The 22,709-nt window shown below is 74.7% G+C and carries 2 protein-coding genes; both read left to right on the top strand.

Annotated features, from left to right (window positions below; all coding sequences use genetic code 11):
• The first annotated feature begins 3 nt into the window (after positions 1 to 3).
• Positions 4 to 15,459: a non-ribosomal peptide synthetase gene (locus tag DSC45_RS24255; RefSeq protein WP_119294054.1), complete on the top strand. Its 15,456-nt coding sequence runs from the start codon at positions 4 to 6 to the stop codon at positions 15,457 to 15,459.
• Positions 15,456 to 22,709, top strand: coding sequence for a beta-ketoacyl synthase N-terminal-like domain-containing protein (locus tag DSC45_RS24250; protein WP_119294053.1), 7,254 nt, complete (start codon positions 15,456 to 15,458; stop codon positions 22,707 to 22,709). The genes DSC45_RS24255 and DSC45_RS24250 overlap by 4 nt, the downstream gene beginning before the upstream one ends.

Genomic DNA, 22,709 nt, shown 5'->3' with positions numbered 1-22,709 from the left:
CGCATGGAGAAGGAAGCGCAGATGAGCATGGAGTCGGTGCTGTCCGTTCCGCGTCTCGGCGAGGGGATCGTCGAGGTCCGCATCGTCCGGTTCCTCAAGGAGCCGGGCGATGCGGTCGCCAAGGACGAGGTCGTCTACGAGATGGAGCACGACAAGGCGGCCGTCGAGATCGAGGCCCCGGTGGCAGGAGTGCTCGGCACGTGGCTGGTCCGGGAGGGCGACACCGTCGCCATCGGCGAGGCCGTCGGCCGGATCACTCTCGGCGGGGAGCAGGCCGGAGCAACACCGCATGCGCAGACGGCGGATGGGCGCGCGCCCGGGGCTTCCGTGCAGGGTGAGCCCGGGCGGGAGCCGACGCCGGTCCGCCGCATCCCTCCCCGTACACGCGCCCATGCCAGGCGACTGGGCATCGACGAGGCGCTGCTGTGCGACATACCCGCGGTGGGCACGAGCCTGATGCCCGCCGACGTGCAGCAGTACGTGGCCCAGCGCCGGCAGAGCACCACGGACGCCCGTCCCCTCGCCGCTGACGAGGGGACAGGTGTGTCGGATCCGGCGCCGTCGGGGTTCGAGGACGTCACCCAGTCGGTCCGGCAACGCGCCCTGAACCGGGCCATGTCGGGGGCCCGCGACCAGGTGGTCCCCGCGGCCGTCTCCGTCACCGTGCCCGAGGAGGCGCTGCAGCGGGCACTGCAGGAACACCGGGGCAGCCGCTTCTCCACCCCCTTCCAGGCCTTCGCCCGTGTGGCGGCCCGCTGCGCGGCCGAGCCCGCCGCCGCGCGGCTGCGCTCGCGGCGGCTCGACGCGTCCACGCTGCGTGTGTACGAGCACGTGGACCTCGGGGTCGCGGTGGCGACCGAGGACGGAGACCTCACCGTCGGGGTGGTGCGGGATGCGGACGCGGTCTCGGCCGAGGAGTTCGACGCCCGGTACGCGCAGGCCGTGGAAGGGGCACTCGACGGGCCGTCGCAGGCGGACGGGCGGGTCACACTGATGCTCTCCCACCTGGGCGACCGGGGGCCGACGCTGGCGGTTCCGGTGGTCGTGCCGCCGGCGGTGGCGACCCTGTTCCTCGGAGCGGTCGACGACACCGGCCCGGCCCCCGTACGCAGGCTGGTCCTCGCCTTCGACCACAGTGTGCTCAACGGGCGCGACGCGTCCGCCTACTTGGACTCCGTACAGCGAACCCTTGCGGCAGCCGGGCCGAGCGCCGCGGTCCCCGCCGAACAGGCCGCCACCGCTGCGGCCGCGGACGTCCGGGGGCCCGCCGCCGTTGCGGCCGCAGGCGTCCGGGAGCCGGCTGCCGCCGTGTTGGAGCGGCTCGTCGACCTTGCCTCCGACGTGCTCGGGCACCGAGCGGACGCCGTCCGTCCGCTCGGTGAGCAAGGACTCGACTCCGCCCGTGCGCTGCGCCTGGGCCGTGAGATCCGAGCCGCATTCGGTGTGCGGCTGCCGGCGACGGCCGTCTGGCGCCACCCGACGCTCAAGGAACTGGCGACCCTGCTTCCGGGACATCCGCAGGACGGCGCACCTGACGATGCGGATGCGGATGCGGCAGCGGGCGGGCCTGCCGGGTCGACAGAAACCACTGAAGGCAAGGGACTTGAGGCGCCTGGAGAGCCCATCGGGCCGGGGGGCCTTGAGGCATCCCGGGCGCCCGAAGCACCTGAAGCACCTGAAGCATCCGCAGCACGCGAAGAGCCCGAGGCACCCGCACCCGCCGCGGCCGCACCCGCCGCGGCCGCGCCGGCCCCGGAGCCCGCGCCCGCCGTGGCGAGTGACGCCGGGCCTGGGACGGACGACGATGTCGCCGTCATCGGCATGTCCTGCCGGGTGCCCGGGGGCGCTGACGCCGAGGCCTTCTGGCGTCTGCTGAGCCGGGGCGAGTGCCACATCGAGCCGGTGGCGGCCGGACGGCTGGCGGGGGAGGTGCCCGCCGGATTCCGGGCCGGGCTGCTCGACCGTATCGACCTGTTCGACGCGCCGTTCTTCGATGTGACACCCCGCCAGGCCGCCTCCATGGACCCTCAGCAGCGCGCCCTTCTCGAACTCAGCTGGCACGCACTGGAACACGCCGGGCTCGCCCCCGACAGCCTGGCGGGCACGGCCGTCGGTGTGTACGCCGCGGCCTGCAGCTACGACTACCGTGAGCAGCTCGTCGAGCGCGACGCCTCGGCCGACGGGTACGCCACCACCGGCACGCTGCCCGCCTTCCTCGCCAACCGCGTCTCCCACCTGTACGACTTCACCGGGCCCAGCGTCACCGTCGACACCGCCTGCTCCGGAGCACTCACCGCACTGGCCCTCGCCCGGACGGCAGTGCTCGCCGGGGACTGCGAGGTCGCCCTCGCCGGAGCCGCGAACCTGCTCAGCAACGGGTTCAACACCCAGGCCTACCGCAGGGCGGGCATGCTCTCGCCCGAAGGCGGAAGCCGCGTCTTCGATGCGGATGCCGACGGGTTCGTGCGGGGCGAGGGCGCGGGCTGGCTCGTGCTCAAGTCGCTTCGCCGCGCCGTCGCGGACGGCGATCCCGTGCTCGCCGTCATCCGGGGCGCCGCCGTCAACCACGGCGGCCGTGCCGCCGCGCTGACCGCGCCAAGTCCCCGGGCGCAGAGCGCACTGATCCGCACCACGCTCGACCGTGCCGGACTGACCGCCGCCGATCTCGGCTTCCTCGAGGCCCACGGCACCGGCACGCCGCTCGGCGACCCGATCGAGCTGGACGCCGTCCGGGAGGTGCTCGGAGCGGATCCGCAGGGTATGCCCGAACGTGCCGCCGGACCGGGCGGCCGGATCTGGGTGGGATCGGCCAAGGCCAACATCGGTCACCTGGAGGGTGCTTCGGGCCTGGCAGGGGTAGTCAAGGCGGTGCAGGTCCTGCGCCACCGGCTGATACCGGGCACGCCCGGCTTCAGCCGTCTCAATCCGCACATCGAGCTGGACGGGACCCCGCTGCGCGTCGCCGCGCAGCCCGTGCTCTGGCCGGCGCCCGCCGACGGTGCGCCCCGCCGTGCGGCCGTCAGCGCGTTCGGGTTCGGCGGCAGCAACGCCCATGTGGTCCTGGAGGAAGCGCCGGACCTGCCGCGTGTGCACGCGGCGGTCGAAGGGCCCCTCGCCGTACCGCTGTCGGCCGGTACACCCGGCGCGCTGACCCGGCTGGCCGCGGGCCTGGCCGAACTGGTCGCGGCGCGCCACGCACCCGCCCTGGACGAGATCGCCTGGACCCTCCAGTCCGGGCGGCGTCACCTGCCGCACCGTGCGCTCTTCGTCGTCCGGGATCTGTCCGAACTGGCCCGTGCCGCACGGGAGTTCGCCGCACACGGCACACAGGAACAGCCTGCCGACGGATGGCTGCGCGACTGGCTCGGCGGAGCCGTCACCACGGTCGCCGACTGGGCTGCGCGCCTGCCCGACGGTCCCCGTCCCCGCCGCGTTCCCCTGGTGCCGTATCCCTTCGAGCGCCACTCCTACTGGCTGCCGGGCGCGGCGCCGGCTGCGTCTGCCACCTCTGCCGTCCCGGCCGCGTCCGCCTCTGCCGCGCCGGTCGCGCCGGTCGCGCCGGTCGCGCCGGTCGCGCCGGTCGCGCCGGTCGCGCCGGTCGCGCCGGCCGTACCGGCCGTGCCCGCCGTGTCTGCCGTGTCTGCCGCGACCGGTGCGGCCGCCTACGTCGTCGAGGACGGTCACCCGCTGGCCGAGCACCGCGTCGGCGGCCGGGCCACCCTGCCCGGAGCCGCGCTCGTCGACGCGCTCGCGGACGGCGGGCCCGTCGCCTTCGAGCACCTGCGCTTCCAGCGGCCCGTGCTCGTGCCCCGAGGCGGTGCCGCGCGTCTGGTGCGCACCGTCGAGGACACCGGCGCGGCCGTGCGTCTCACCGCCGGACACGAAGTCGTCGCCGTCGCGCGAGCCGCTGCGGCGACCGGCCGCACGGCGCCGGCCGTCGAGGAAGCTGACGGCCCGCAGGAGCATGTCGATCTCGGCGCCGCCCTCGCGCGCAACGGCGTCGAGGTGGGGCCCGTCTACCGCGTGGTGCACGACCTGCGCCGGCGGGGCGGACAGGCCGTCGCCCGGATCGCCGCTCCCACCGCCGCGGGTCTGCGTACCCGGCGGGTGGCATGGCTGGACGCCGCGCTGCAGACATCCTGTGCCCTGATGGACGGCTCCGCGCCCCGCGTCGCCGTGGCCGCCGAGTACCTCCAGTGGTCCGGCGTGATCCCCGAGTCCGCGGAACTGCGGGTCCGGCGCACCGGACAAGGGGCCACGTACACGGTCGTCGACCTGGAAGCGGTCGACCCGGAAGCCGAGGCCGACGCCAGGACGGTCCTGCGGGTCACCGGGCTTCGCCTGCAGGCCACGGGGGCGGCCACGCCCTCAACGTCCGCAGCCGCCGCCCACATCCCGCCCGGGAACACCTCCGGCGCGGCGGTGACTTCCCCGCCGGACGCCGCGCCGGTGTCGGACGCCTCGCCGGTCTCCGCCTCGGTACCGGACGTCCCACCCGCCTTCGCGTCCGTCTCGACGCCTGACACCTCGCCGCTGCCGGAGCCGGCCGCCGATGCGCGCGCCGTCCGGGTGCTCGTGCCGCAGTGGTGTGCCGAGCCTTCGGGGACCGCCCAGTCCGAAGCCGCCCCGCTCGACGGACTCGTGGTGGTGCACGATGACGCCGGTCTGACCCGCGTCGAAGGCCTCGACGCGCGCACCGTGGCCTTCGACTCTCCCACCCTCGAGGAGGCCGTACGGGGCGCCGGTCACGTCGCCCTCGTCGTGGACGGCTCCCGGTGGACCGAGGACTCCGCCGGCATCCGCCTGCTGCGCGGCTGGCTCGAGGCCCTGCTGACGGTGGCACGGACACTCGACGCCGGCGGCCCCGCCCGCCTCACCCTCGTCACGACCGGCCTCACCGACCCGGACGGCGACGCTCCTTCACCCGGTGCATCGCTTCAGGGCGCGCTGCTCGGCGCCGTCCGCACTCTGCCCAGGGAGAGCACCAAAATCGGCGCCGCGGCCGTCGACCTCGACACGGCCGCAGGGCCCGGCCGGCTCGCCGCCGCCCTGGCCGAACCCTGCTCCGACGCGGTACCGCTCATCGCCCTGCGCGGCGAACGACGCCTGCGCCAGATCTACGCGGACGGCCCCGAGCCTGCCCCGGCCGCCACCGGCACCGCGTTCACCGACGGTGGGACGTACCTCCTGTTCGGTGGCGCCGGAGGCATCGGCGCCGAGGTGGCCCGCCACCTCGCACGGCGGTACGGCGCCCGGCTGCTGCTCGTCGGGCGCTCGACGGCCGGTGAGCGCACCCGAGCCCTGCTCGACGACCTCGCGGACCTCGGGGGAAGCGCCCGCTATCTGAGCGCCGATGTCACCGAACCGGGCTCCGTGGAGCGGGCCCTGGAGGTCTGCCGGTCCGCGTACGGCGAACCGGACGGCATCGTGCACAGCGTCGGATCGATCAGCCCGGCCCACCTTGCCGAGCTGAGCCCCGCCGGCCTCGACCAGGTGCTCGCGCCCAAGGTGTCCGCGGTCCTCGCCCTGCGCCGCGCCCTGCGCAACCGACCGGCGGGCCGGCCCGCCGCGCTCGTCCTGTTCTCCTCCGCCGCCGGACTCCTCGGCAGCGTCGGCGGACTCAACTACGCCGCCGCCAACGCCTTCCTCGACCACTACGCCACCGCCGTCGACGGGGACGCGGGTCTCACCGTGCGCACCTTCGACTGGGGCCTGTGGCACGGCACGGGGCTCGCCCGCCGCTACACCGCACACGTCAAGCGCGAATATCCCGGGATCACCGCATTCGATCCGGAAAGGGGAGTGGCCGCCTTGGAAGCGGGCATGTCCGGCAACCGACCGCAGTCCCTCGTACTGGCCGGTGACCCCGAGCCACTTCGCCCGCTCACCGCGCGGCCGGCAGCCGGCCCGGCCGCGACCCCGCGGGCGCAGGACGCCGCGCACCGGCTCGACCAGTACTCCCGCGCCGCGCTCGCCCACCGGATGACCGTCCTCGGCCTGTCTCCCGAGCTCGCCGCCCGGCCCGGCACCGACACGGAGACGGCGGCCCGACAGCTCGCGGCCGTCCCCGAGCACCGCAGGCTGATCGCCGCCGTCCTCGAACTCCTCACGCAGTACGCCGGATCGGGGCAGCCCGTACCCGAGGCGGCCGACCTGGCCCGCACCCGCGACACACTGCTGGCCGACCACCCGGACCTGGCCGGGCACATCACGCTGCTCGACCGGACACTGGAGTCGTACGGGCCCGTCCTGCGCGGCGAACTTCCCGTCCCCGCCGTTCTGTTCCCCGGCGGCGACCTGAGCGGAGTCACCGCCGTCTACAGCGGCAACCAGCTGTTCGACCCGGTCAACTCCGCCGCCGCCGAGGCCCTCGGCGACGCCGCCATGATGCTTGCCGCACCGCGTGTGCTGGAGATCGGCGCGGGCGTCGGCGGCACCACCGCCTCCGCGCTGGCCGCCCTCGACGCCCGCGGTGTGCGCGGCGCCGCCTACACGTACACCGACGTCTCCCCGGCCTTCCTCCAGTACGGGCGACGCCGCTTCGGCGACCGTGTGCAGCCGCGCCTGCTCGACATCGAGAAGAGTCCCGAGGCGCAGGGCTTCACACCCGCAGCCGTCGACCTGGTGGTCGCGAGCAACGTGATCCACGCGACCCGCGACCTGGCTCGCACGCTCGCCCACGTCGAGCAGCTGCTGGTTCCCGGCGGCCGGCTGCTGCTGGTCGAGATGGTCAACCCGGCCGCCGTCTACACCCTCACCTTCGGTCTGACGGACGGCTGGTGGAGCTACGTCGACACCGACCGGCGCCTCCCGCACGGCCCGCTGCTCGACGTACCGCGTTGGCGGTCCCTGCTCGAGGAGCACGGCTGGAATCTCGCCGAGGTGGACCACGTGCGTGACGCGCCGGGGTGCGTGGCCCTGTTGACGTGCCTGCCGCCCGGCGCCCCCGACGAGCCGGCGGCCGTGGCCGCCGCCACGGCCGCCGAGATCGCCGAGGGGCTGCGCGGCATAGTGCGGGACCTGCTCGGCGGGATCGACACCGATGTTCCCGGCTACCTGCCCTGGCAGGAACTGGGTGTGGACTCGCTGCTCAACATGGAGCTCGTCGAGGCGGTGTCCCGGCGGTACGGGACGGTCGCCGCGACCGTGCTGTTCGAGCACAGGACCGTGGACGAACTGGCCGCCATGCTGGCGGAGCGCGGCACGTCCCTGCTGGAGTCCGCGGCGCGGGCCGGTGCGGCCCGCACAGTCGCCGCGCCGCCGCCGGTTCCGGTCACCGCACCGGCTCCGCCCGCCCCGACGCCCGCTGACGACGACCCGTCCCTGGTGGCACGTCTGCTGAGCCTGGTCGGCGAACTCACCGCCCGCGACGTGGACCTGCTCGATCCGGACACCCCCTTCCCCGGCCTCGGCGTGGACTCGCTCCTCAACGAGGAGTTCTGCGAGCGGCTCCGCGTGATGTTCCCCGGGCGCACCTTCGCGGCGACGCTGCTCTTCGAGCACCCGACCCCGAGGGCGCTCGCCCGCCATCTCGCCCCCACCGCGCCCGTGCGCCACGTATCCGGGCAGCCGGACGGGCAAGTCGAGCCGTATGTGCCGCCGGTACCGAGCCCGGCCACGACCGAGCCGCCGCTGAAATCCGTCCCGCAGGCGAGGGCTGCCGAGGCCGCACCCCCTCCCGCACCCCGCGACCGCGGCACCGAAACCCCGCCCGTCGCCGTCGTCGGCCTGGCCGGACGCTATCCGGGCGCCCAGGACCTCGCCGCCTTCTGGGAGTTGCTGAGCGCCGGGCGCACCCCCGTGCGGGAGGTGCCCGCCGAGCGGTGGGACTGGCGCACCGCCCGCACACTGGGCGGCGGCTACGCCCGCTGGGGCTGCTTCGTCGACGGTACGGACACGTTCGACCCGGAGATGTTCCGGCTCACTCCGCGCGACGCCGCCCTGATGGACCCACAGGAGCGGCTGTTCCTGGAGATCGCCAAGGAGGCCTTCGAGAACGCCGGATACGCCCGGCGCTCCCTCGCCGGCACCGAGGGCGGCCCCCGCGTCGGGGTGTTCGCCGGCGTCACCGCCAACAGCCATCTGCTCGCCCAGCGCGACGCCCGCGCCGCGGGCGCCGACAATCCCGAGTACGCCGTCACGGCAGCCGCGTCCGTCGCCAACCGGGTGTCCCACGTCTTCGACCTCTGCGGCCCGAGCCTCACCGTCGACACCATGTGCTCGTCGTCGTTGACCGCACTGCACCTGGCCTGCCGTGCCCTGGCGGACGACGACGCCGATCTGGCGCTCGCGGGAGGCGTCAACCTCTACCTCCACCCCGACCGGTTCGCCGGCCTGTGCGCGCTCGGTATGCCTTCGCGCGGCGAGCACACCCGGGCGTTCGGCGCGGGCGGCGACGGTTTCGTACCCGGTGAGGGCGCGGGCGCCGTCGTACTCAAGCGACTCGACCGGGCGGAGGCCGACGGCGACACCATCCACGCGGTGATCCGCGGCACCGGACTCAACCACGGTGGCGGCACCGGCGGTTACACCGTCCCCAACCCCCGCGCCCAGGCCGCCCTGATCGGTGCGACGCTGCGCAACGCCGGTGTCGCCCCGTCGGCGGTCGGCTACCTGGAGGCGCACGGCACCGGCACCGATCTGGGCGACCCCATCGAACTGCGCGCCCTGGCCCTGGCGTTCGAGGAATCGGGCTCCGACGGACCGTTGCGCGTCGGTTCGGTCAAGTCCAACATCGGCCACGGCGAGGCGGCCGCCGGAATCGCGGGGCTCACCAAGGCCATCCTCCAGTTGCAGCGCGCCCGCTTCGTGCCGACCCTGCACGCCGAGCAGCTCAATCCGAAGCTCCCGCTCGCCGGCACCGGACTGCGCATCCAGACCGCCGCCGAGTCCTGGGAAGCCGGCGGACAGCCGCGCCGCGCGGCCGTCAGCTCCTTCGGTGCGGGCGGCGCCAACGCCCACGTGGTCCTGGAGGAGTACGCGGCGGGCCCGGCCGCTCCACCGGCCCGCGGCCCGGTCCTGATCCCCGTCGCGGCGCCGGACGCACAGCGGCTGGCCGTCACGGCCCGCGCGCTCGCCGGTGCCGTCGAAACACTGGCGCTCGACGACATCGCCCACACCCTGGCGACCGGCCGGGACCACGGGCCCCACCGGGCTGCCGTGATCGCCCATGATCCGGGCGAACTACGCGCCGCGCTGCGGGCGTTGGCCGAGGGAGCACCCCACCCGGCCCTGGTGACGGAGCCCGTGCCGGCCGGGGCCGACGCGGACGCCCGTGCCTGGGTCGCCGACGGCCGGTACTCCGGCCCCGCCACCGGCAGGCGCGTCCCGCTGCCGGCGACACCGCTCGCCCGGGTGCGCTGCGTGCTGCCCGAGAGCTCCTCGTCCCCGATGCCGCTCACGGACACGGTGACGGTGCCCGCCTCCCGGACGGTGACCGCCCGACTGGGTGGCGCGTCGCGCTGGGTGGCCGATCACGTCGTGGCGGGTGAGCCGCTGCTGCCCGGGGCGTTCCACCCCGAGCTCGCGTACGAGGCTCTGCTCGGTGCGGGCGAGAGTCCGTACCGCGCCGTGCTGCGCGACCTGGTCTGGCCGCAGCCGGCCGCCGGGCTCCCGATGACGGTCGTCACCGTCCTCGACGAGGCGGACGCACGGGGCTCGCGGCGCTTTTGCACATCCGTCGCCGACACCGTGGTCGCCCAGGGCTGGGCCGATCCCCTCGACGACGGCGAGGCGGCGGGCACGGTGCGGCCCGACCTGGTCTACCGGACCGAGGACCTCGACTCCCACCTGGGCGACGAAGGCCAGGACGACTTCTACCGGTCCTTCACGGAGCACGGTTTCGCCTACGGACCGATGTACCGCACCGTGCGTCGGGTCGCCGTCCACGGTGACGACATCACCTCCGAGCTCCGGCTCGCCGAGGGCGAGGACCCGGACGGGCGGCACGTCGTGCACCCGGCGCTGCTCGACGGCGCCTGCCAGACGGCCGCGTACCTGCTGCTCACCGAGGAGACCGGGGCGCCGCGCACGCTGCGCCCGCTCGCGGTGGAGCGGATGACGACACATCAGCCGGCCACCGGTCGCGCCTATGTGCATGCCCGCCGGGTACGGCGCGACGACGTGGCCGGCATCCACATCTTCGACCTGCACCTCATCGATCCGGACAGCGGTGACGTGCTCGTCGACGTGTCGGGCTTCCGGGTCCGCGTGGACGCCGGCCCGCAGCAGGACGCGCCACCGTCCGCACCCACCTGCACGGACGCGGGGACGGACACGCACGCGGACGGCACCACGGAGGCCGGTGCGGACACCCGCGCGCAGACTGGTACGGCCACCGCGGCGGACACCGCCTCCGAGACCACCGAGGCAACGTCTGCCGGGGTGCCCGTCGCCGGGTACCGCCTCGGCTGGCGGCCCGCCCCGGTCGACGCCGCCGCACCGGCCGGCCCACAGCCGGCGCTGTGGGTCGTCGGGGCCGCGACGCCCTGGAGCGAACAGGCGGCCGCCACCCTCTCGTTGGCACAGGCCGGCGACGAGCAGGTGCTCGCGGCCACGGCCGAACGCGCCGGGACGCCGGGAGTGGTCCTGGTCGACCTCACGCGGGGACTGACCGCCGGCGGGCTCGGGTCCGCGCCGCTGACCCCTGACGAGGTCACGGCGCAGTGGACCAGCTTCGCGAGCGGTGCACTGACCGGCGTGTTCGGGCTGCTGCGGGCGTTCGTGCGCAGCAGGGCCCTGGACGCGGCGCAGGTCCTGCTGGTGACGCGGGCCGAGGACGGCGGCGCCGCCGCGCCGTTCGTCCACGCGCTGCACAGCCTGGCGCGCACCGTCGCCGGCGAGACCGGCCGCTTCGTGCTGCGGCTGGCCACGCTCGACGCGGACGGTGCCGACCCGGCCGCCGGCGATCTGGTGGCCGAGGCGCTGCGCGGCGCGGAAGGCGCCGACTGGGTGCGACTGGGACCGCAGGGGCGCCGGGCGGCGGAACTCAGCCCGCTTCCGGCCACGGCACCTGCGGGTGCCGGCACGGCGGTTCCCGCGCTCGACCCCGACGGGACGTATCTGGTCACCGGCGGGCTCGGCGGACTCGGCCGGCATGTCGCGGCCGACATCCTGACCCGCGCACCCGGAGCGCGGCTGATCCTCGTCGGACGGTCGGAGCCCGACGAGGCGGCGCTTGCGGTGTTGCGCCGCACTGGGCACGTCACCTACCGACGCTGCGACGTCGCCGACGCGGACGACGTGGCCCGACTGGCCCGGTGGATGGAGCAGGAGGACGTGACGCTTCGAGGCGTCGTCCACACGGCCGGCGTGCTGCGCGACGGATTCCTGCGCGGCAAGACAGCCGAGGCGGTCCAGGAGGTGTGCCGGGCGAAGATCCTCGGCGCGCTCCGTCTGGACGCGGCACTCGCCGGGCACCCGATGGACTTCTTCGTCCTCGCGTCCTCGCTCGCCGCACTGGTGGGCAACCAGGGACAGTCGGACTACGCCTTCGCCAACGGCTTCCTCGACGGCTTCGCGGCCTGCCGCACGGCGTGGGGACGGGCCGGCCGCACCCTGTCCGTCGGCTGGCCGGTCCTCGAGGACGCCGGCATGGCGCCGCAGCCGGACGTCCTCGCCTACCTTTCCGGGGCGTACGGACTGCACCCGGTCGCCACCCGCACGGCCCTGCGCTCCGTATGGCCGCTGCTCGACCCGCACAAGAGCGCCCCGACGCCGTACGCGGCGCTGGTGGCCGGGGACGTGGCGGCCTGGGACCGAGCGCTCGACGTGCGCGACGCCGCGCCGGCCGCACCCGCAGCGCCCGTCCCTCAGGGGGCGCCCGCCGCGCCGACCGCCTCCGTGCCGGTGTCCGCGCCGACCGCACCCGCGCAGTCCCAGGCCTCGGCCGCCCCCGCCTCGGCCGTCCCCGCACCGCAGTCCGCGCCGGAGCCGCGCGAGGCCGCGCTGCGCTGGATCACCGAGTGCGTCGCCCGCACCGTGGGCCGCCGCCCGGGCGAACTCTCCCCCGGAACGCCCCTTTCCACCTACGGCGTCGACTCCATCGCCCTGATGCGGCTCGGGCGGATCCTGGAGGACGACCTCGGCCGGGTGCCGCTGTCCGTACTCCTGGACAGCATCGACCTGAATGACCTGACGGGCCGTCTGCTCGCCTCCCGTCCCGACCAGTTGGCCGCGCTGGCGGCCGGTTCAGGATCGGTGGAGCAGTCCGCGGCCACCGCCGGATCCACCACCGCCCGGTCCGCGCCGCAGCAGACGGGGCCTGCCGGCGCTCCCGACACGTTCCCCGCCGCTCTGCCCGACCGCCTGCTGGGGATGTGGGCCGCGGACCAGTTGGCCGCGCCGCACGCCCCGTACAACATCTCCCTGTCCTGGCGGCTGCCCGCCGACGCCGGCCGGGAGGCGGTACGCGAAGCCGTCGCCGAACTGGTGCGGCGCCACCCCGTGCTCGGGTGCTCGGTCCGTCCCCTCGACGGAAACCCGGCCTTCGTGCCGGCCGCGGACCAGCCCGCGCTCGACATCCGCGCCGTCGATGCCGACTCCCTGGAACGCGCCGTCACCGAGGAGGCCGACCTCAGGCTGCGGACCTCCACCGAACCCCTGCTGCGGGCCGTGCTCTGGGAGGTGGCCCAGGAGCGCCCTGTCCTGCAGCTGACCACGCATCACATCGCTGTGGACGGACACTCGGCCGATCTGCTGCGCCGCGACGTGACCGCCCTGTGCACGGCACTGTCCCGCGGCACACCGGCGGATCTGCCGGAGCCGGGCTCGTTCGCCGGGGCCCTGCGCCGCGAACGGGGGGCCGCCGTGGCCACCGTGTGGGAGCAGGCCGAGCACTACTGGAAGGCACGGCTGGCCGGAACGGCACCCGCCGGGGTGCTCTTCCCGGGCGGGGGAGAGCGGGCAGGCGCGGCAGGAACCCACCGTGAGTACGGTCTGCCGGGCAGCCTGTCCGACGCGCTCGGCGACATCGCGCGCGCCGCCGCGGTGCCGCGGTTCACCGCACTGCTCGGCGCGTTCGCCCTGACCCTCGCCCGGGCCACCGGCCACCGCTCGATGCTGATGGCCGTCCCCACGTACGGCCGGGGCTCCGCGCAGGACGAGGCCACCGTCGGCTGCTTCGTCAACACCGTCCCGCTGCGGATCGACCTGGATCCCGGTCTTCCCCTGGCCGACTGGCTCCAGGACCTCGGCCACGGGGTGCGCGAGGCACTCGGGCACGCCACGCTGCCCTATCCGCGGTTCGCCGCGCTGGGCCGCGCCGCGTACGGGGAGGAAGGCGTGCCGACCGTCACCCTCGCGTACCAGAACTGGGAGGGCAGCGGCGAGGAGACCACCGACGGCTGGGAACCGGTGCACCGGCGCGGCCAGCAAGGGCACTTCGACCTCGGCCTCGAGGTCACCGAGACCCGTGAGGGTGTCGACATCCTGGCCAACCACCGCACCGCGGTCCTCGACGGCGCCGCCGTCGACCGCATCGTCGACGACCTGCGCCGCACCGTCGACGCACTGGCCCACGACACCGGCACGACCGTCGGCGACGTGCTCGACCCGGCCGCGGGCACGCTCGTGTCGCGCTTCGCCGCGAGCGTGAGCCGCCACCCGGACGCGAACGCCGTCGAGGACCACCACGAGACGCTCACCTACGCCGAGCTCGACGCCCTCTCGGACGCGGTCGCCCACCGGGCCGACAGCGCCGCGGCGCCGGGCGAGCCCGTCGCCGTCCTGATGAACCGCAGCGCGCGGCTGCCCGCCGTGCTCCTCGGCATCCTCAAGAGCGGCCGCCCTTACGTACCGCTGGACGACTCCTACCCGGGCGAGCGGCTGGCGGCGGTGGTCGAAGGAGCCGGCTGCCAGGTGGCGTTCGCCGACCGGGATCTGGCCCCGCTGCTGCCGCGGCGACTGCGCACCATCGACCCGGCCGACGTCCAGGGTGCGCGGGACGCCGCCCGCACCGGCGAGCCCGCCGTACCCTCCGACCTGGCATACCTGATGTTCACCTCCGGCAGCACGGGCAGCCCCAAGGGCGTCGGCGTCACGCACGGCAACGTCGTGCACACCCTGGAGGCCATCGCGGCCACCGTCGGCATCGACCGGCGGGCGCCCGGCAGGCTGCTCGCCGTGACGACCGTGTGCTTCGACATCTCGGTCCTGGAACTGTTCCTGCCGCTGATCCTGGGCGGCACGGTCGTCGTCGCCGAACGGGCCGACGTCGTCGACGCCCGGCGCATGGCCCGGCTCCTCGACACCCGCGAGATCACCGTCATGCAGGCCACACCGGCCGGCTGGCAACTGCTCGTCGACGGCGGCTGGACCGGAGCGCCCGGCCTCACCGCGCTGTGCGGCGGCGAGGCCCTGCCGGGCAACCTGGCCACCGCGCTGACCGCCCGCACCAGTGCCCTGTGGAACGTCTACGGACCCACCGAGACGACGATCTGGTCCACCATCGCCCGTGTCACGGGTGAGGGACCGGTGCACCTGGGCAGGCCGATCGGCGCGACGGAACTGCTCCTCACCGAGGTCGACGGCCACCGGCCCCCTGCGGCGGGGGAGCCGGGCGAGCTGTGGATCGGCGGCCCGAGTGTGGCCCGGGGATACTGGCGCCGGCCCGAGCTGACCGCCGAGCGCTTCACCTCTCACCCGCTGCGCTCCGTCGGCGGCGGACGCTGGTTCCGCACCGGCGACCTGGTGCGCCACGACGCGCAGGGGCGGCTGCTCTTCCTCGGCCGGGCGGACAGTCAGGTCAAGATCCGCGGCCACCGGGTCGAACTGGGCGAGATCGAGGCGGTGTTGAGCGCGCACCCCGCGCTCGCCCGCTGCGTCCTCGCCGTGCACGGCGAAGGCCCCTCGGCCCGGCTCCTGGCGATCGCCGTACCGCCGGCCGGCGCGTCGCTGCCGAACCTGGACGAGCTCCGCGAGTTCGCCTCGGCGACGCTGCCGGCGTGGATGCTTCCCGACCGCCTGGTGGCCGCTCAGGCTCTGCCCCTGACGCCCAACGGCAAGGTCGACCGCAAGGAGGCCGTGCGGCTCGCCGCGCAACGCGCCCTGCCGGACGCCGGAAAGGGGCCGCAGGAGCCTGTCGCCTCGGCGGACCTCCCGGAGCCGTCCGCGGCACCCGCGCCCACGCCCGCCCGGACCGAGGCCGTGCGGGACGAAGTGCTCGCGCTGTGGCGGGAGTTGCTGGAGTCGGACGACATCCCGACCGACCGGAGGTTCTTCGACATAGGCGGGAACTCCCTGCTCCTCGGGCGGCTCTTCGCCCGGCTCGACGAGACCTACCCGGACACCGGCATCGAGCTCGCCGACCTGTTCGCCCGGCCCACCGTCGACGACATCACCGGCCTCGTCGCCGAACGACTCGCCCCCGCCCCGAAGAGCCCCGCAGCGCCCGGCGCCGCACCCGTCCGCCCCTCCCGCCGTGAGCTGCGGCGCGCGTTCCGACTCGGAGACGAACGATGACCCACGACGCCCCGGGAATCGACCCCGACGCCATCGCCATCGTCGGCATGGCCTGCCGGTTCGGGCCCGCGACCTCCGCCGAGCGACTGTGGAAGCTGATCGAGGAGGGGCGGACCGGCATCCACCGCTACACCGACGCCGAGCTGATCGGCTTCGGCCACGACCCCGCCACCGTGACCCGCGAGGAGTTCGTCCCCGCCGGAGTGGTCCTGGAGGACGCCGACGCCTTCGACGCCGAGTTCTTCGGCTACAGCGCCCAGCACGCGGAGTGGCTCGACCCGCAGCAGCGCCTGCTCCTCGAAGTCGCCTGGCACGGCCTGGAGGACGCCGGCTTCGCCCCCGACCGCACCGGGCTGCGCACCGCCGTCTACGGCTCCGTCGGCCAGCCGACCCTGCCCGCCGTGGGCATCACAGAGCTCGACGCGGCCGGAATGATCCGCTTCTCCTCCCTCGACAAGGACTTCGCGGCCAGCCGCGTCTCGTACAAGCTCGGACTCACCGGCCCCAGCCTCGCGGTGCAGACCGCCTGCTCCAGCGCTCTCGTCGGGGTGCACCTGGCCGCGGAGAGCCTGCTCGGCGAGGAGTGCGACCTGGCCGTGGTGGCAGCGGCGTCCCTGCACTTCCCGCAGGCCGGATATCTGGCCGCACCCGGCATGATCCTGTCGCCGACCGGACAGTGCCGTCCCTTCGACGACACCGCCGACGGAACCGTCTTCGGCAACGGCGGCGGGGCCCTGGTGCTGCGCCGGCTCGCCGACGCGGTGCGCGACGGAGACCCGGTGCGCGCCGTGCTGCGCGGCAGCGCCGTCAACAACGACGGCAGCCGCAAGATGGACTACCACGCGCCTTCCCCCGAGGGGCAGGAGGCCGTGATCCGCGAGGCGCTGGCCGTCGCCCGCACCGACCCGCACTCGGTCGGCTACCTGGAGACCCACGGCACCGGCACCCCGCTCGGCGATCCCGTCGAATTCGCGGCTCTGGAACGGGTCTACGGAGGCGAGCGCCCGCACCCGGCGGCCGTCGGCTCGGTCAAGTCCGTGCTCGGCCACCTCAACACCGCAGCCGGTATCGCGGGCATCGCCAAGGCCGTCCTGGCCCTGGAGAACGCCACCGTGCCGCTGCAGACGCCGTTCCACGAGCCCAACCGCGAGCTACGCGGCGCGGGCGGTCTGCGCGTCGCCGACCGCGGCGTCGTCCAGGGTGGCTGGCCCGTCCCGGAAGGGCCCCGGCGCGCCGCCGTCAGCTCCTTCGGCATCGGCGGTACCAACGCGCACGTGGTCCTCGAGGAGGCCCCACCGGTGTCACGACCGCTGCCCGGACAGGGTGACGGCGGCGAACCGGAGTGGATCGTGCTGTCCGCCGACACCGAAACGGCGCTGCGCACCCTCGCCGGTGACCTCGCCGGCGCAGTCACCGGCCTGTCTCTGGCCGACGTGGCGCACACCCTGCACACCGGCCGCAGCCGGCGCCGGGTCCGTGCGGTGCTCGGCGCATCCTGCGTGCAGGAACTCGCCGCATCACTGCGCGAGTTGGCGGACGGCGGACCCCTCGGCACCGGAGCCGATGCGCCCGACGGCTACCGGGACTGGGCGGCGGGCAAGGCAGGACTGCCGGAGCGTGCAGGGGCGGGAGCTCGGCGCGTGCCGCTGCCCGGCTACCCCTTCGCCCGTACGGTCTGGCCGCGCCCCGGCGCCGCGTACACCCGCACCGTGCGCCCCGAACAACCGGTCGCGGCCGACCATGTCGTGGCCGGCAGGCCGGTGTTGCCCGCCGCCGCCCAGCTCGACCTGGCTCTGACCGCCGCCCGCCGCGCCGCACCGGCCACGGTGGGCCTCGCCGACGTCGCCTTCGCGCGGCCGGTGGAGGTCACCGGACCCGTGACGCTGCGCGCCGTCGTCGACGGCGACGCCGTACGCGTCCTGTCCGACACCGCGCACGCCGAGGCGCGCCCGGTCACCGACGCCCCGGCAGCGCCGGAACGCATCGACCCGGCCGCACTGCGCGCCGCGTATCCCGACTCCGCCGAACCGGCCGACCTGTACCGGTACTTCGCCGATCACGGCGTCGTCTACGGGCCCGCCTTCCAGGTACTGCGAGAACTGCGGCACGGCCATGAGGGCGCGCTGGCCCGCGTCGTGACGAGCGCTCCGGCCGCCGGCGACACCCTGTGCCCCTACGTCCTCGACGGCGCGCTGCAGACGGTCATCGGGTGCGTGCTGCGCGAGGACCTGGGCGGCGAGACGTTCATCCCGTTCGCCGTCGACCGGCTGACCCTGCACGCTCCGCTGCCGCCCGAGGCCTGGGTACGGGTCCGGCCGGTCCGCCTCGCCGGCGGCGGGCGGCGGGTGCGCAAGTACGACGTGACGGTCACCGGTCCGGACGGTGTCGCCGTGCTTACGCTGGCCGGTCTGGCGCTGCGCCCCGTCCCGGGGGACGCGTCCGCGGCCGGCACGGCGGCCACCACCTTCCGTGCGGAAGGTGCCGCCGCCGCACCTCTGCTTCCGGACGGGGTGCACCTCTTCACCGCCGAGACCGTCCCCTTCGACGGCGGACACGGCGGGCTCGACCCGCTGGTCGTCATCGGTGAAGCACCCCTGGACGGGGCCGCCGTACGGCTGGCCGACCCCGCGGACACCGAGGAAGCCGCCGCCCTCGCAGGTGAGTTGGTCGCGCGGCTCGGCGAGGACACCCGGCCGCCCGTCGTGGTGTGGCCGCTCACCAGGGCGAGCGCCGGACCGGCAACCGATGCCGTCCGCCTGCTCGCCCTGCTCCGGGCTCTGCTGCGCCCGATGTCCCGGCGCGGAGCCCGGATCGTCGTGCCCTACACCGCCGACCCGGTCGACGACTCCGCGGCTGTCACCGGTCACGGCATCGCCGCGCTCGGCCGCTCGCTCGCCGAGGAGAACCCGCGCTTCGAACTGACCGCCGTGGCCCTGGATCCCGAGTCCGGTCCCGCAGCTCTCACCACCGCCGTACGCGCAGCCGTACGGGCGCCCGTGTCGCGGTGGCTCGGCGTCGACCGCGACGGCGCGCTCACCACGTCCGTACTGCGCGACGCCGAGGCACCCGCACCCGGCAGCACGCCGTTCCGCGCGGGCGGACGCTACTGGATCAACGGCATGGGCGGTCTCGCCACGCACCTCGCCCACCACTTGATCGACACCCGTGCCGCGCACCTCGTCCTCACCGGCCGCTCCGCCGTCGAGGGCGAGCGCGGTGCCGACATCGCCCGGCTCGCCGAATCCGCCGCGCGCAACGGCGGGTCGGTGACGTACCACCGCCTGGACAGTTCCGACCCGCAGGCGGTGCAGCACCTCGCGGACCGACTGCACGCCGAAGGGCCCGTGCACGGTGTCCTGCACTGCGCCGGCACGCTGCGCGACGCGTACGTCCTGCGCAAGGACACCGCCGACGCAGCCGCCGTGATCGCGGCGAAGCTGACCTCGGCCCGTGCGCTCGACGCCGCCACCGCCGACTGGGACCTGGACTTCTTCGTGGCCTACTCGTCGGTCTCCGGCGCTCTCGGCAGCCCCGGTCAGGCCGACTACTCGTTCGCCAACGCCGCCGTGGACGAGCTCGTCGCCCGCCGCGCCCGCCACGTCAAGTCCGGTACGCGTAGCGGCCGTTCGCTCTCTGTGGGCTGGCCCTACTGGGCGGACGGCGGAATGCAGGCGGGCGACGACGCGGAGCAGGCACTCGGTGAACTCGGCATGCGCCCGATGCCGTCCGACACCGGAATCGCCGTCCTTGAAGCACTGCTCGGCGCCCCCGGACACGACGGCGAGGCGAGCGCACCCGTCGTGCTGTGCGGCGATCTGGACCGGCTGCGGGAGTCGTTCCCGCTGCTCACCACCGGACCGGCCACCGCCCCGGCCCCTGCGGCGGCCACCACGGCCCCCGCACCGGTCCCCGCATCCGGCCCCCGCACCGATCTGCTGGAGGCGCGGCTGAGCGCCGTCGTCGCCGAAGCCACTCGGGCCCCGGTCGGTCAGGTCGGCGCGGACCGGTCCTTCGACGACCTCGGTATCGACTCGCTGCTCGCCATCCGTGTGGTCGAACTCCTGGAGCCCGATTTCGGACGGCTCTCCAAAACGCTCCTCTTCGAATGCCGCACCGTCGCCGAACTGGCCGAGCACCTCGCCGATGAGTACCCCGAGCGGTGCGCCGAACTCGTCGGCGTCACCGACACCGCGCCCGAGCCGCCGGCCGAGCCGCCGGCCCCGTCGAGCGCGTCCCGGCGAACCGGCCTCCGCGGCGCGGACGAAGCGCGCCGCGACGCGGGCGGCGACCGGGCAGGACCGCCGGACGCCGCGGGCAGGGACGCCGCGGATCCGGACGCCGGTATCGATCCTCGCGCGGTGGCCATCATCGGTGCCGCCGGACGCTTCCCCGAGGCCGACAGCCTGGACGAGCTGTGGACCAACCTCCTCGCCGGACGCGACAGCATCACCGAAGTGCCGCCGGAACGCTGGGACGCGGAGGCCCTGTACGACGCCGACAAGACCCGCGTGGACCGTACGTACACGAAATGGGGCGGGTTCGTCGCAGGCGTGGAGAACTTCGATGCGCCGCTGTTCAGCATCTCGCCGCGCGAGGCCGGAACCGTCGATCCGCAGTCCCGGCTCTTCCTCGAGTCCTGCTGGGCCGCTCTCGACGACGCCGGGTACACCCCGGACACGCTCGTCACGGCCGAAGACCCTGTGCACCGCAAGGACGTCGGCGTCTTCGTGGGCGCCATGTACGGCGAGTACCAGCTGCACGAGGCCGAGGAGCGGCTGCGCGGCAACCACGTGCTCGCCAACAGCGCCTACTGGTCCATAGCCAACCGCGTCTCGTACTACTTCGACTTCCAAGGCCCGAGCACCGCGGTCGACACCGCCTGCTCGTCCGCGCTCACCTCGATCCACCTCGCGGTCGAGTCACTGCGCGCCGGAAGCTCCAAGGTGGCCATCGCGGGCGGCGTCAACGTAACGATCCATCCCAACAAGTACTTCATGCTCGGCCAGGGCCGGTTCGCCGCCAGCGACGGCCGCTGCCGCAGCTTCGGCGCGGGAGGCGACGGCTATGTGCCGGGCGAGGGCGTCGGGGCGTTCGTCCTCAAGCCGCTCGCCGACGCGGTGCGCGACGGGGACCACGTTCACGGCGTGATCCGGGGAACGTCGGTGAACCACGGCGGCCGGACCAACGGCTACACCGTGCCCAACCCCAGGGCCCAGGCCGACCTCGTCACCAAGGCGCTGCGGGACGCCGGTTTGACCGCCGCCGACCTCGACTATCTCGAGACCCACGGAACCGGCACCTCGCTCGGCGACCCCATCGAGGTGCGCGGGCTGGCCTCCGCGTTCGCGCGGGACGGCATCAAGGGAGCGGGTGACCTGCCCATCGGCTCCGTGAAGTCGAACGTCGGGCACCTGGAATCGGCCGCGGGCGCGGTCGCGCTCGCCAAGGTGCTGCTCCAGATGCGGCACCGGACCCTGGTGCCCTCCCTGCACGCGACCCCCGCCAATCCCGAGATCGACTTCGACCGTGTGCCGTTCAGGGTCCAGCAGGAAGTCGCGCCCTGGACCACCCGAGAGGGCTCGGACGGGACGCTGCGCGCGGGCATCAGCTCCTTCGGTGCCGGAGGGGCCAACGCCCACATCGTCGTCGAGGGCCCGCCGCCGCAGGCGCCCCGCGTCGCCGAGGAGCCGCGGCCCGTGGTGGTGTTCCTGTCCGCGCGTACCGAGACGGCACTGGCGGCGTACGCTGCGGCGCTGCACGGCGAACTGGCCGCCGCGGCGGGCCGGTCCACGCGGATCGAGCTCGCCGACGTCGCGTACACCTTCGCGGCCGGGCGCGCCGACCTGGAGTGCAGGGCGGCCGTGCGGGCGCGGTCGCTGTCGGAACTGCGCTCCGGCCTGGAAGCCGTCGCCGCGGGGCGCCCCCTGCCGTGGCCGGCGACCGACGCCGCCTCCGACGATCTTGTACGGGTATGGCTCGAGGGGGGCCGGATCGACCGGGTCGTGGCATCGGCGGCCGGGCCCCGGGCGCGGCGAGTGCCGCTGCCGCACTATCCCTTCGAACGTGTCCGCTGCTGGTACGACCTGCAGATCGAGCGCCTGCACCGGCAGGGCCTTGGCACGACCGGAGCCGAACCGGCTTCGACGCGTGGTCACTTGCGCGACTTCGGCCGGGATCCGGCCACTGTGTCCGCTGCCGCCGCTCCCCGTACAGCAGCGCCCGCCCCCGAACCCTCGCCCGTCCCCGCACCTGCTCCGCCGCAGCCGTCCGCCCCTTCCAAGCCGCGGTCACAGTCCCCGCGTCGGGCGGCGCCGGTGCCCGCGACGAACACGACCACTTCACTGGAGATGTCATCCATGACGCGTGACCGCAAGATCTCGCTCCGGCCACTGGACACGGAACCCGCGCCTGCACCCGGACCCGCGCCTGCCCCGGCCGCACCCGCACCCGCCCCGGCCGCGGTGGCGCCCGTCCCGCCCGCCCCGGCCCAGAACGCTGCGCGGACCGGCCGGGTGGCCGAGCAGGTCGGTGAGGTCCTCGCCGAGGTGCTCTACATGGAACCGGGCGGCCTCGACCTGGAGCAGACGTTCCAGACACTCGGTGTCGACTCGATCCTCAGTGTGGAGTTCGTGGCCCTCGTCAACGCCCGGTTCGGTACCGACATCAAGGCCACCGAGCTGTACGACCACCCCACGCCGAGCGCCTTTGCGCGCCAGGTCGCCAAGGCCGCGGGGGACGAGCCCGCACAGCCCGCACCGCTGCCCGCACCGCCGGAACTGCCCGCACAGCCGGTCCGGTCGGACGCCCGGCCGGCCCAGGATCCCGCAGTCCAGGCGGCCCCTGCCGGCGGCGAGAGTGGCGCCGCCGTCCTGGAGACCCTGCGCGAGCAGCTCGCCGAGACCTTGTACTGCGACGTCTGGGACATCGACGTCCATGCCACCTTCAACACCCTGGGCCTGGACTCGATCCTCGGCGTCGAGTTCGTCGCCTTCCTCAACAGTGCCTACGGCCTCGACGAGAAGGCCGGTGTGCTCTACGACCACCCGAGCCTGACGGCGCTCGCCACGTACGTCGCGGCCCGACAGGCCCACGGCGCTCCGCAGGCGCCCGCGCCCGCAGTGCCGGCACCCGTAGCTCCCGTCGCGGAAGGGCAGATCAGCGCCGCCGACCTGGAAGCTCTGCTCGGCGCCGTGCGCGGCAACCAGCTCACCATCGAGCAGGCCCTCGCTCTGCTGCCCCAGCATTCCTGA

Source organism: Streptomyces sp. YIM 130001 (assembly GCF_003574445.1).
Taxonomy (GTDB): domain Bacteria; phylum Actinomycetota; class Actinomycetes; order Streptomycetales; family Streptomycetaceae; genus Streptomyces.
This window is presented reverse-complemented; position numbering and strand designations above follow the sequence as displayed.